Origin of the sequence: Dietzia sp. B19 (assembly GCF_014145155.1) — a bacterium.
In the GTDB taxonomy this organism is placed as follows: domain Bacteria; phylum Actinomycetota; class Actinomycetes; order Mycobacteriales; family Mycobacteriaceae; genus Dietzia; species Dietzia natronolimnaea.
The window spans coordinates 19,728-31,976 of sequence record NZ_JAALED010000082.1; the positions used below are offsets into that span (position 1 = coordinate 19,728).

Annotated in this window: 12 protein-coding genes; all 12 read left to right on the forward strand. The window is 67.5% G+C overall.

What is annotated here, in order from left to right:
- Positions 1-2: 2 nt before the first annotated feature.
- The 12 genes from fes (at position 3) to G6020_RS03350 (ending at position 12,056) form a co-directional block, all read left to right on the forward strand.
- Positions 3-1,280, forward strand: a complete 1,278-nt coding sequence (fes, locus tag G6020_RS03295; protein WP_182609639.1) for an enterochelin esterase — start codon at positions 3-5, stop codon at positions 1,278-1,280.
- Positions 1,280-2,386, forward strand: coding sequence for a 3-isopropylmalate dehydrogenase (gene leuB / locus G6020_RS03300; protein WP_206682195.1), 1,107 nt, complete (start codon positions 1,280-1,282; stop codon positions 2,384-2,386). The genes fes and leuB overlap by 1 nt, the downstream gene beginning before the upstream one ends.
- Positions 2,387-2,505: 119 nt before the next feature.
- Positions 2,506-3,804, forward strand: a complete 1,299-nt coding sequence (locus G6020_RS03305) for a pyridoxal phosphate-dependent aminotransferase (protein ID WP_182609640.1) — start codon at positions 2,506-2,508, stop codon at positions 3,802-3,804.
- 35 nt (positions 3,805-3,839) lie between these two features.
- Entirely contained in the window at positions 3,840-5,210 is a 1,371-nt protein-coding gene (locus G6020_RS03310) for a hypothetical protein (protein WP_182609641.1), read from the forward strand.
- Between the two features lie 30 nt (positions 5,211-5,240).
- Positions 5,241-6,653, forward strand: a complete 1,413-nt coding sequence (gene leuC / locus G6020_RS03315) for a 3-isopropylmalate dehydratase large subunit (protein ID WP_182609642.1) — start codon at positions 5,241-5,243, stop codon at positions 6,651-6,653.
- Complete coding sequence (gene leuD / locus G6020_RS03320; RefSeq protein WP_182609643.1) at positions 6,650-7,348, forward strand: 3-isopropylmalate dehydratase small subunit; 699 nt, start codon at positions 6,650-6,652, stop codon at positions 7,346-7,348. Before leuC ends, leuD begins: the two co-directional genes overlap by 4 nt.
- On the forward strand, positions 7,345-7,542 hold the full coding sequence (locus G6020_RS03325; RefSeq protein ID WP_182609644.1) for an MbtH family NRPS accessory protein: 198 nt from the start codon (positions 7,345-7,347) through the stop codon (positions 7,540-7,542). Before leuD ends, G6020_RS03325 begins: the two co-directional genes overlap by 4 nt.
- 73 nt (positions 7,543-7,615) lie before the next feature.
- Positions 7,616-7,957, forward strand: coding sequence for an MbtH domain protein (locus tag G6020_RS03330; RefSeq protein WP_182609645.1), 342 nt, complete (start codon positions 7,616-7,618; stop codon positions 7,955-7,957).
- 42 nt (positions 7,958-7,999) lie between these two features.
- Entirely contained in the window at positions 8,000-9,151 is a 1,152-nt protein-coding gene (locus G6020_RS17490; protein ID WP_347238298.1) for a peptidoglycan DD-metalloendopeptidase family protein, read from the forward strand.
- Between the two features lie 126 nt (positions 9,152-9,277).
- On the forward strand, positions 9,278-10,231 hold the full coding sequence (locus tag G6020_RS03340) for an ABC transporter ATP-binding protein (protein WP_182609646.1): 954 nt from the start codon (positions 9,278-9,280) through the stop codon (positions 10,229-10,231).
- A complete protein-coding gene (locus G6020_RS03345; protein WP_182609647.1) occupies positions 10,228-10,965 on the forward strand; it encodes an ABC transporter permease in 738 nt (245 codons plus the stop codon). The genes G6020_RS03340 and G6020_RS03345 overlap by 4 nt, the downstream gene beginning before the upstream one ends.
- Positions 10,966-11,066: 101 nt before the next feature.
- Positions 11,067-12,056 carry a S8 family peptidase gene (locus G6020_RS03350; RefSeq protein WP_182609648.1) on the forward strand — a complete coding sequence of 330 codons (990 nt, stop codon included), beginning with the start codon at positions 11,067-11,069 and terminating at the stop codon, positions 12,054-12,056.
- The last annotated feature ends 193 nt before the right edge of the window (positions 12,057-12,249 follow it).

Genomic DNA, 12,249 nt, shown 5'->3' on the forward strand with positions numbered 1-12,249 from the left:
AGATGACCATCACCGCCACCGCGATCCGGAGTCCCCTGATCGCCTCCGTCGCCGATGAGATCGCCGCGGGACGAACCGGTGCCGAGGACGCGTTCTGGGCCGGGGTGACGCTTCGGGGCGCACCACTCATGGAAGAGGTGGAGGGTGATCCGCAGAGCACACTCCTGACCTTCCTGTGGAGGGACGACGGGAACACGGACAACGTCCTCGTCCTCTTCTTCAGCGCGCCCAGCAACGGCGACTTCAGCGAGTTCCGCATGGAGCGACTCGACGGAACGGACATCTGGTACCGGACCTACCTCGTCCCGTCACAGCTGCGCACCACCTACCTGCTCTCCGTGAACGATGCCATGACCCCGTTCAGTTCCTATGCGGAGGTGCTCGAGCGGCTGCCGTCGTACCGGCCGGATCCGTTGAACCCCGCCGCATACACCCTCATGGGCAATCCACACGAGTTCACCGTGTCCGTGCTCGAGCTGCCTGACGCACCTCGGCAGCCCTGGAACATCCCGCGCCGAGGAGTTCCGAGGGGAGAGGTGACCATGGAGACCCTCGACAGCGATCGAACGGGGTCCCGGCACCACGTGATGGTGTATCGGCCGTCCGGATACAGCGATGTCGGTGAACCGCATCCGGTGCTGGTCCTCTTTGACGGGTGGTCCTACTACAACTTCGCCGCAGTCACCACCGTGCTCGACAATCTGGTCTACACCGGCCGGGTCCCCCCGTACGTGCTGGTCATGCACACCAACGAGGACCAGCAGGTACGCGCCAGGGAACTGCCCTGCGACGAGGCGTTCCAGGACTTCCTCGTCTCCGAACTGATGCCGTGGGTGGAAGACCGCTACAACGTCACGGACGATCCGTCCCGAACAGTCGTCGCGGGATCCTGCTTCGGAGGTCTCGCGGCCGTCTACGCGGCTTTCCGGGCTCCGCACCGCTTCGGGAACGTCATATCGCAGTCCGGATCCTTCTGGTGGCCGGGAGCAGGGGTGCCGGGAATCCCCGACCGGTGGTTGATCCAGAAGTTCCGTGATTCAGCGACTCTCCCGATCCGATTCTCACTCGAGATCGGCGCGCTCGAGCAGGCGATCATCGAATACGACCCCATGGCATCGCACAGGGAGATGCGCGATGCCCTCCTCGAGAAGGGATACGAGGTCGACTACTCCGAGTACATGGGTGGTCACGACATGGTCTGCTGGCGGGGGACCCTCGTCGACCGCCTGTTGAGCTTTCATCCCCGGGACGCCGCATCGGTGACTCGAGGTGGCCGCTGATGTCCCGGGTGATGGTCCTGGCCGGTGACGGGGTGGGGCCGGAGGTCACCACACAGGCCGTACGAGTTCTCGAGGCGGTGGCCCGGCGGTTCGACGTCCCACTGAGTCTCCACGAGCGGCTCGTCGGAGGAGCCTCGATCGAGCAGTCGGGCGTCGCCGTCTCCGACGAGACGATGCGGCTCTGTTCCGACTCGGACGCCGTGCTCTTCGGTGCGGTCGGCGGACTCGCGGGTGCCGGCGACGGGGGGCCGCGACCGGAGGAGGCGTTGTTCCGTCTCCGGACAGAACTCGGACTGTTCGCGAACATCCGCCCGGTTCGTACCCTCGAAGCGCTTCTCGGGTCCTCGCCCCTTCGGGAGGAGCGGGTGCGTGAGGTGGATCTGCTCATCGTGCGGGAGCTCTCCGCCGGGCTCTACTACGGATTCCACGAGAACGTACCGGGCAAACCCAGTGAGATCCGCGCGCACGGGGACGAGTTGGTGGCGATCGACACGCTCCGCTACACGGAAGGCGAGATCGCACGCGTCGCCGACGTCGCGTTCCGCCTCGCCGAACAGCGACGGCACCGGGTGACCTCGGTCGACAAGGCCAACGTCCTGAGCTCGTCGATTCTCTGGCGCCGGGTCGTGGACGAGATCGCCACCGACTTCCCCGCGGTCGGGTGCGAACACCTGCTGGTGGACGCGTGTGCGATGGCACTACTGGCGCGGGCGTCGTCGTTCGACGTGATCGTGACCGAGAACCTGTTCGGCGACATCCTCACCGACGAGGCCTCGATGCTGGTGGGATCGCTCGGGATGCTCCCGTCGGCGAGTGTCGGGACTCGTCGTACCCCCGGAGGGCTCTTCGGTCTCTACGAACCGGTGCACGGTTCGGCGCCGGATATCGCCGGGCGGGACATGGCGAACCCGTGCGGTGCCATCCTGTCCGCGGCGATGCTGCTACGCCATTCGCTGGGGAGGGACGACGCGGCGAACGCTGTCGAGAAGGCCGTCACCGAGGTCTTCGACGCCGGTTACCGCACCGCCGATCTCGGTGGAGGTTCCGAATCGGTCGGTACCGACCGGATGGGTGAGCTCGTCGAGGAGAGGATCCTCGCATGCTGACCGCGAGCACGCACAGCTCCCGGGAGGCGCAACGACGCGAGCTACGGGCACTCCGCCGCGAGCTGACCGAGGGACATCGCCGGAGCACAGGGGTGGCGTCGGAACCTCCCATCAGAGTGATGACCCGGCTGATCCGCAGCCTCGTGGACGACTGCACATCGAGGGGCTTCGATCCCGACGTGGTCGACGCCGAGATCGTGGACCGAACGATCGGGGACGTCGATCTACGACGCGTCGTCGAATCCGACGGTGATCACGACTACCGCGAGCTGGCGGACGACATGGGCGTGGCGCTGCCCGGAGAGCGTATCGGTGGCCGGCTCGCCACGGGACACCGTTGGTGGTGGTTGCGGGAGAGGATGGCGGACGCGGAGGCCGAACTCCTCGCGTGCGGCTACGACCCACGTGTCTACGACGTCGGCGGCCTCGGCAATCCAATCCTCCGGGCGGGCCTCGCCGAGGACGTCAATCGCGCCTGGGGTACGACCGCGAGCGTCGGCCAGGTGGCGCTGGGGCTCGGCGCGACCGACTGCCTCGACAAGGTGCTGAGAGGCCTGGCGGACAGGGCGGCGGAGCGCGGCGAGGCGCCGGGCGACCTCCTGTTCCCTGTTCCCGGGTTCGCGGTGCCGGTACTCCAGTCGCGGTCGTACGGATACGGCGTGCACGAGGCCATTACCGGTAGTGAGAACGGCTTCAAACTCACCGGGGCGCTGCTGTCCGAGCATCTTCTACGTAACCCGGGGATCACCGTGGTCTACCTGTGCGTGGTGAGTAATCCGACGGCGACCGCGTACACGGCGGAGGAGATCGAGGACCTTCTCGGCGTGGTCCGTGAGGCCACCCGGCAGGGGCGGAAGCTGTGGGTGCTCGCCGACGTCGCCTACGTCGGAACAGGACGGCCCGACGAGGACGAGCGCCGGATGTGGGCATTGAGCGCCGACCGGGAGGTCCGGGAGCAGATCGTCTACATCGGGAGCTTCTCCAAGACCCATTGCCTCACGGGTGAACGCTTCGGGTGGGTGGTGTTCGGGAGTGTGCGAGTGGCGGTCTCACTCGGGCCGAGCTGGACCAACAGTGTCGCGACCCTTCCGGGGGACTGGCAACTCAGGTACATGGCGTACCGCGCCCTGTTCCGGGAGGATCCGGCTCTCCCCGAGAAGGTCAGGTCGCTGTACCGACTTCGACGCCGACGGTTGGGGAGGCAGCTTCGACGACTCGACGAGGAGTTCCAGCTGTTCGACGAGGTCTACGACCACGATTCGACGATCTACGTCTGGGCGCGGCTCCGTGCCGGGGAAGACGGTCTCACCGTGTTCGAGAAAACGGGAATCGCCGGGATTCCCGGTTCGACCTTCGGATTCACCGACGACTACATCCGCTTCTCGATCGGGATCGTGCCGGTCCCGGCCGACGAGTGACTCATGAACCGCCGACCACGACCGAGGAGTAGACCATGAGTGAGATGAGATCGGGACACGGCCTCCGAGCCTGCGACCTCCCGAAGAACTTCAACTGGAACATCGACCCGAGCACGTTGTCACCGGTGCCGGAGGCGATCCCGGGCGAGCCCGCCCCGCGGCAGGTGGCCCGGACGGACCTCGTCTCGGAGTGTCTCAGAGACGGACTCCAGGGCACCTCCAGCTATCCGAGCGTCGACGAGATGATGACCTACGTGCGTCTTCTCGACGACTTCGGGATCACCTCCGCGACCGTGGGGATCTTCCCGGGCGACACGGGGTCGCTGAGCGGACGGATGAAGGCACTTCTGCGCCGGATGCGGGAGGAGACCCCGCGAGTGGTCCCCACGGTGTTGTCGATGTGTTCCGACGCCTCGTTGACATGGACCGTCGAGTGCAAGGAATTGAACCCGGCGCTCGAGGCGATCGTCTTCATCGGGACCGCACCGTCTCGTCGACTCGTGCAGGGATGGGAGATGGGGTTCATCCTCGACCGGCTGGGCACGTACATCCGGCGGACGGTCGACCACGGAGTTCCGGTGATCGCGGGGACCGAGCACACGAGCCAGACGTCTCCGGAGGACGTCAGGGATCTCATCGCCGTGCAGGTGGCCAGCGGCGCCAGCGGTATCGCCCTGGCCGACACGATCGGTGTCATCCGACCAGCCGGCACGTACAGGCTGGTGCGCCTGGTGAGAGACGAATTGGATCGTCTCGGGGTGTCCGGCGTCCGGGTGGACTGGCACGGCCACCGGGACACCGGCAACGCACTGGGGAACGCGCTCGCGGCGACATCCGCCGGGGCGGATCGGATCCACGTGGTCTCCCGCGGCATCGGAGAGCGTTCCGGCAACACCGCGCTGGAGGAGGTGGTGATCAATTTCGCGGCGATCCTCGAGGACGCCGGCGAAGACGTCCCCTGGTCGATGCCGAGACTCTTCGACGTGATCAACAGCTATCGGGCGATGGTCGGGGTGCCGGAACCGGAGCACGGGGTGTTGGGAAAGCGGTACAGCCACACCAGCGCCGGCATCCACACCGACGCGATCCTCAAGGCGCATCGGCTCGCCGACGAGGCTCTGCGCAGCGGAGACGGCGGCCTGGAACGAAGCCTTAGACGCATGGCCAGGACCGTCTATTCGGCTGTGGACCCGGAGGCCGTGGGAGGAACCATGTCGGTCGCCGTCAGTCCGTGGAGCGGGCTGAGCGCCGTCCGACTGGCGTACATGGCCAGTGGCCGGGACCCGGAGTCGCTCTCCGATGAACGGGCGGAGCAGGTGCTCGAACTGGCGAACGAGCTCGAACGAGAGCTGCTGCCCGACGAGCTCGAGGCATGTTTCGCCGATGTCGTCGAAGCGACGGTCTGACTTCACACGCCACCAATGAAAGGGGGACACATGCCGAGGTCGTTCTTCGACAAGGTGTGGGACGAGCATCTCGTCCGCGACGAACCGGGAGAGATCCCGGTGCTGTACATCGACCGCCACCTCACCCATGAGGCGACATCGCCACAGGCCTTCGACGGACTCCGGGAGAGAGGTGTGCCCGTCCGCCGACCGGGATCGGTGGTGGCCGTGATCGACCACAACGTGCCGACGACGCGGGGACGGACCCTCCTGGACGTCATCGACGACCAGAGCATCGAGTGCATCGAGACGATGGAACGTAACGCCGACGAGTTCGGGGTCCCGTTGCTCTCGATGAACCATCGGGATCAAGGGATCGTCCACGTCGTGGGACCTGAACTGGGTTACTCCCTGCCCGGGATGACGGTCGTGTGCGGGGATTCGCACACCTCCACCCACGGGGCGCTGGGGATCTTCGCCGTGGGAATCGGCACCAGCGAGGTCGAGCACGTCCTGGCCACGCAGTGCCTTCTGCAACACAAGCCCGGGACGATGAACATCCGGCTCGAGGGGGAGCTCGCCCCGGGCACGTCGGCAAAGGACGTGGCGCTCGCCCTGATCCGGGCGATCGGGACGGACGGCGGGACCCGGCACGTGCTGGAGTTCACGGGCCCGGTAGTCGGCGACCTGTCGATCGAGGCGCGAATGACGCTCTGCAACATGGCGATCGAAGCGGGTGCCAGGGCGGGAATGGTCCCGCCGGACGAGAAGACCATCGACTACGTCCGTGGTCGCAGGTTCGCCCCGACCGGGGACATCTTCGAATCGGCCGCCGACTACTGGCGGAGTCTGGGCGCGGACCCCGGAGCACGGTACGACGTCGAACACGTCATCGACGTGACGGGACTGTCACCTCAGGTCACCTGGGGGACGACGCCGGGGATGGTCGTGGACATCGACGGCCGTGTTCCGCACCCGGAGGACGATCCGGCCACCCGGGAGGCCACCGAGAACGCCCTGGCGTACATGGGTCTGGACCCCGGTCGGCGACTCCGGGACGTCGAGGTCGACAGGGTGTTCATCGGGTCCTGCACGAACTCCCGGATCGAGGACCTACGCGAGGCGGCGCTCGTTCTGGACGGGCGGAGGGTCGCTCCCCACGTGCGGGCGATGGTCGTCCCCGGTTCGCACGCGGTCAGCCGCTCGGCGGCCGAGGACGGACTCGTCGACGTGTTCAAGCGCGCCGGATTCGACTGGCGCGAACCGGGTTGCAGCATGTGTATCGCCATGAACGGCGACGTTCTCGCCGAGGGGGAGCGGTGCGCCTCGACGAGTAACAGGAACTTCGAGGGCAGGCAGGGCCGTGGCGGCAGGACTCACCTCGTGAGCCCGGCGACCGCGGCGGCGACCGCGATCGAAGGACGGTTCGCCGACGCCCGCGACTACACGGGGGCGTCACTGTGAGCGGCTTCGACGTCCACGAGGGCAAGGCTGTCCATCTGCCGCTCTCCGACGTGAACACAGACGACATCATCCCGGCGCGGTTCCTCAAGACCGTGCGCAGGACGGGTTTCGCCGAGGCTCTCTTCGCCAACTGGCGGTACGACGGTGACGACCGGACCCCCAACCCGCTTTTCCCCTTGAACGCGGACGGCACGGGGGACCCCTCGATTCTGGTGGCGGGTGAGAACTTCGGCTGCGGTTCCTCACGTGAACACGCCCCGTGGGCGCTCCGCGAGTACGGGTTCAGATGCATCATCGCCCCGAGCTTCGCGGACATCTTCTACAACAACTGCTTCAACAGCGGGATCCTCCCTGTTCCGGTCACCGGCGACGGCATGCGCACGGTGCTCTCCGCGTTCGACGCGGCCCCGACCGTTCTCCGAGTCGATCTGCCCGCACAGCGGGTGGTCACCTCGTCAGGGACCGAGGTGCCCTTCGAGGTGAACCCGTTCAACAAGTCGGTGTTGGCGAACGGCCAGGACAAGGTCGCCTGGACGTTGTCTCACGTCGGGGACATCGAGACGTACGAGATGCGTGCGCGGGCGGAACGCCCATGGCTGTTCATGGACGAGTTGTTCGTCACCGCTGATCGGAACCCGGGTGCGCCTTCGGCGCGCTCGGCCGGACACACCACACAGATCGAAGAGGAGAGATGACAATGCGAGACGACGGAATGAAGGTACTCGTCAACGACGAGGAGCAGTACTCCCTGTGGCCCGGGTTCCTGTCGGTTCCCGACGGCTGGCGGGACACGGGGACCAGTGGGTCGAAAGAGGAGTGCCTCGCGTACGTCCGCGAGGTCTGGACCGATATGCGGCCTCTCAGCCTCCGGAGGCAGATGGACTCCTGACGGCGTCCGGTCCCGATTCACACATACAGCGACTCGATTCGCGCGCGGATCGAGCAACCAGAAGGAGCATGTCATGAGCGATCTCGTCGTCAGGCTGTCGGACACCGACCATCCGGTCGAGGTCGGTGGTCCGAACCCGACGCCAGGGGAATTCCGCCGTCGCCTCACCGAACTCGAGTACGTCTTCATCAGGTTTCCCGACACGGTCGGAGGCACCGAGCTCGGTGTTTCCGTGGATTCGACGTCGACCGACCTCTCCGGCGCCGACTTCGGGTCGTCCTCGGGGGTGGTGCACGTGGAGGGCACGTTGACGCTCGACTTCGAGGACGTCCGGTGCGTAGCCGACATCGATCTCGCGACGCTCCGTGGGCGGGGCAGACTCGTGGTGGTCGCCGGATCCCGACCCGTCGCATAGGGGCGAGGCGATGTCGACACGGCAGTCGCGAAGGGTATCGCCGTGACCCAGGTGGTCACGGCGGTTGTCGCGATCGCGGTGGTGGCGCTCGTCCCCTGGTACCTGTGGCGGCGCCTCGTCGTGGACACCGTACGGGGCCGGACGCTGCGGTTCGCGTCGGCGCTCGTCCTGTGCGCCCTGGGCGTGGCGACGCTCGCCCTGGTGGTGTCGGGTCCCTACGAGTCCTTCACGCCGCTGCTCGACGTCGCCGCCGAGGTCGGAGGGGTCTGGATCGGTGTCCTCGCTGTCGTGCTGCCCGTCCTGCTCATCGGGGAGCTGGTGGGCCTGGTGATCGCCCGCACGGGAGGAGCGCCGCGCCGGGAGGCGGTGGCGGCGGGTGACGGACGCCCTGTCGATCGGCGGCGGGCGCTGCGGGGGATCGTCGCGGCCGTGGCGGCCCTGGCGGGGGTGTCGAGCGGAGTCGCAGGAGCGGTGAGGTCGCGGGACCGGGGCCCTGACCAGCTCTCCGAGCGCGGGGAGGACGGAGTCGAGGTGATCCTGCCGTTCCGCGGTCGGTGGGTGGTCCGGAACAGTCCGGCACGTCGGGTGCCGAGCCACGGGACGGATGAATTCGGTGCTCGGTACGCGATCGACTTCGTGATGGTGGACGACGGCGGTCGCACGGCCCCCGGGTATCCGGCTCGGGCGGTCCTGCGACCGGAAGCCGTCGAGTCCTTCTACGCCTACGGCCAGCGCATCCATGCACCGGTAGCCGGAACGGTCGTGGCCGCCCACGACGGCGAGCGCGACCGGGAGGCGGGCCGCAGCCAGCTCGCGCTGATCCCCTTCGCACTGACCCAGTTGAGACGCGTCTCCGCCGGTCAGGTCGGCGTAGCGGGCAACCACGTGGTGATAGCCGTCGGCCCGGACGGCCCTTTCGTCGTCGTCGCCCACCTGAGAGCCGGGTCGGTACGGGTACGGGTCGGCGACGTGGTCGATGCCGGAGACCCGGTCGGAGAGTGCGGATCATCCGGGAACAGCACGCAACCGCACGTCCACCTTCAGGCGATGGACCGGCCCGACGGCGCATCCGCTCGTGGGGTGCCGATGCTGTTCCGCTCGTTCGTCGAGCATCCGCGTGATGGCGGAGGGGCGGTGCTCCGGAGGAACTCCGTTCCCGACGAGGACTCCGTGGTGGAGGTGCCCGCCGTGTGACCCGAATGGAGTGAGCCGCGACATCGACGTGAAGAACACGACGACAGCTTTACCGCCCTGACATTCGTCTGCCCGCCCACGGGTCCGCAATCGGTCGTGGTCGGCGTGTGAGGAAAGAGAGAACAAGTGCTCGAGATCGAAAATCTGGTCAAGTCGTATGGGAAGGGACCGAGGGCGAACGACGACGTGTCGCTCACCGTCGGAGCCGGCGAGGTGGTGTGTCTCCTGGGGCACAACGGAGCAGGCAAGACGACCCTCGTCAATCAGGTGGCGGGACTGGCGAAGCCGACGTCCGGCACCATCCGGGTGAACGGATGCGATCCCGTCGCGGATCCGGCGACCGTCCGCCGGATGGTCGCGGTGATGCCGCAGGCACATGCGCCGTTGGCGGGCGTCTCACCCCGGCAGGCGATCAACGCCATGGGCAGGATCCGAGGGCTCTCCAAGGCCGACCGCAAGGGGCGGGCCGACGCCCTGATCGATGCCCTCGACCTCGGTGAATGGGCGGACACGGTCGGCGAGCGACTGTCGGGGGGCGTGCGCCGCCTCACGGCCTATGCCATGGCCGTGGTCGCGCCGGTCGACGTCGTCATGCTCGACGAACCGACGAACGATGTGGACCCGGTCCGGCGCCGCCGGCTGTGGGAGCACATCCGTGGTCTCGCCGACGCGGGGGCCGCCGTTCTCCTGGTCACCCACAACGTCGTCGAGGCGGAGAGAAGCGTCGACCGGGTCGTGGTCCTGGATTCCGGAAAGGTGGTCGCCCAGGGCACGCCCGACCAACTCCGCGAGCGCGCGTCGGGTCACCTGCGACTCGAGCTGAACGGACCCCTGCTGGACCGACTGCCCAGCCCTCCCACGGAGATGGGTGCGACGCAACCTACTGCGCGCAGCTCGCGGTGGCACATGTACCAGCTCGAGATCGAGGCCGCCACGCACGCGCTCGCCTGGGCGCAGGAGCTACGGGCGGCCTCGGAGATCGAGGAGTTCTCGTTGTCGCCGATCAGCCTCGAGGACGTCTACATGGAACTTGTCAACCCCCCGGTCGCGACCGATGATGAGAAGGCGGTACAGAGATGAGCCATTGGTTCCGTAGTTACACGGCGCTGCTCGTGTGGACAGGTCTGCGCAGTCGAGCGACGCTCCTGCTCAACGTCATCATCCAGACCCTCCTCGCGGTGGGGATCATCGTGGGTTTCGGTTTCCTGGTTCCGTCCGTGGACCCGGTGACCGCGCTGTTCTTCGCCAGTGGGGCCCCGGTCCTGGGTCTCGTCACGGTCGGAATGGTGATCGGGCCGCAGGAGGTCGCCTCGGCGAAGCAGGAAGGGATCTTCGAGTTCAATCGATCGCTTCCGGTGCCGCGCAGTGCCCTCGTCGCCTCGAGCGCCTCGGTCGGGCTCGTCACCGCCATCCCGGGGGTGCTCGCGTCGCTGTTCGTGGCCGAGCTCCGGTTCGACCTGGACTACGCCATCAGCCCGCTCATCGTCCTCGCAGTCCTCCTCACCGGACTGGCATCCATCGGTATCGGCTACGCGATCGGATACGGGCTTCCACCGGAAGGATCCCGCCTGGTCTCGCAGCTCGTCGTGTTCATCGCGCTCATGTTCTCGCCGATCACGTTCCCGGCGTCCCGGCTGCCGGGCTGGTTCGAGACGATCCACGAGTTCCTTCCGTTCAAGTACATGGGGGAGGCGGTGCGGAACACTCTCGTAGTCCCCCCTCAGGGAGTGCCGACTCTCGCGTTCGTCGTCCTGGCGGTGTGGGCCGCCGCGGGCTTCCTTCTGGCGTTCCGGATGGTGTCGCGGCGGGTGTGAAGCGGCTCGGCGCGGCGTCCGACGACGCCGGTCGGTTGTCCCAGTTCGAAGACGTAGACCGGTCGGATCGGCCGACCGACTCCAGAGAAGAGGAATGGATGATGGCGGACACGAAGAAGTTGCTCGGCGGATCGGTGGTGGCGGCGTCGTTGGTGATCGGCGCAGTCGTGGCGGTGCCGCCCGTGCACGGCCAGGTCGGGAGCTCGGCGATAGTCGGTGGTGCGCGTCTCCAGAGCGCGGTGCCCTCGTGCGCGCTCGATCGCATCGATCAACAGTCGCTCCCCTTGGACGATCGGTACTTCTATCCCCGGCAGGCGGGGGAGGGGGTGGTCGTCTACCTCGTGGACTCCGGGATCGACTATGACAATCCCGACATCGCCCCCCGGGCACGCCCCGGATTCGACGCGTTCGGCGGTGACGGGCGTGATGAGCTGGGCAACGGGACGTCGATGGCCGGGATCATCGGCGGCACCACCTACGGCGTGGCCAAGAAGGTGGAGATGGTGTCCGTCAAGGTCATCAATGCGCAGGGCGGCGGATCGATCGAGGGCCTGATCGCCGGTATCGAGTGGATCACCGAACACGCGTCGGGCCCGTCGGTGGTCAACGTCGTCCTCGGTATCCCGCCCGACGACAGGGTCGATGAGGCCGTTCGGCGGTCGATCGCCTCGGGGATCACCTACGTGATCGAGGGAGGGGCGGTGTCCGAGGACGTGGCGACGGCCTCGCCGGCGAGGGTGGAGGAGGCCGTCACCGTGGGCGTGAGCGATTGCGCCGACCGGGTCATGGACACCAGCAACTTCGGAGCGGGGCTCGACGTCTACGCCCCGGGTGTGGACGTACCCGCCGTCGGATCGGACGGCACCGTCCGTACGCACTCGGGCGCGCACGTCGCCGCCTCGGTGACCAGTGGGGTCGCTGCGCTCCATCTGTCCCGGGACCGCCAGGCGTCTCCCGAACAGGTGCACGCGAGGCTCCGTGAGGACGCGCTCACGGGAGTGCTGACCGGCGTACCGAGCGGTACCGCAAGCCGCTTGATCACGACGTCAGGCGCTCACGGCGTGGGGTCGGGTTCGCTCGATCGTCGCTAGGGAGCCCGAGGGCTGAAAGCAGGTCCACGGACGGAACGGCTGCGCCCTGTCTCGGCTGCGGAGGCGAATCCCGCCGGTGCCACAATGGACGGATGACCGGTTCATTCTCCGCCGATGCGGGCTCGGGGTCCCCCGCGCTGACCCCGCGCGCCCGGGCCAAGGCGCGGCGCCGCGACCTGATCCTCGTGGCGGC

Excerpts from the sequence above, each read along its gene's own strand:
- fes (WP_182609639.1), top strand. The coding sequence starts at position 3 with ATGACCATCACCGCCACCGCGATCCGGAGTCCCCTGATCGCCTCCGTC.
- leuB (WP_206682195.1), top strand. The coding sequence starts at position 1,280 with ATGTCCCGGGTGATGGTCCTGGCCGGTGACGGGGTGGGGCCGGAGGTC.
- G6020_RS03305 (WP_182609640.1), top strand. The coding sequence starts at position 2,506 with ATGACCCGGCTGATCCGCAGCCTCGTGGACGACTGCACATCGAGGGGC.
- G6020_RS03310 (WP_182609641.1), top strand. The coding sequence starts at position 3,840 with ATGAGTGAGATGAGATCGGGACACGGCCTCCGAGCCTGCGACCTCCCG.
- leuC (WP_182609642.1), top strand. The coding sequence starts at position 5,241 with ATGCCGAGGTCGTTCTTCGACAAGGTGTGGGACGAGCATCTCGTCCGC.
- G6020_RS03325 (WP_182609644.1), top strand. The coding sequence starts at position 7,345 with ATGACAATGCGAGACGACGGAATGAAGGTACTCGTCAACGACGAGGAG.
- G6020_RS03330 (WP_182609645.1), top strand. The coding sequence starts at position 7,616 with ATGAGCGATCTCGTCGTCAGGCTGTCGGACACCGACCATCCGGTCGAG.
- G6020_RS03345 (WP_182609647.1), top strand. The coding sequence starts at position 10,228 with ATGAGCCATTGGTTCCGTAGTTACACGGCGCTGCTCGTGTGGACAGGT.
- G6020_RS03350 (WP_182609648.1), top strand. The coding sequence starts at position 11,067 with ATGGCGGACACGAAGAAGTTGCTCGGCGGATCGGTGGTGGCGGCGTCG.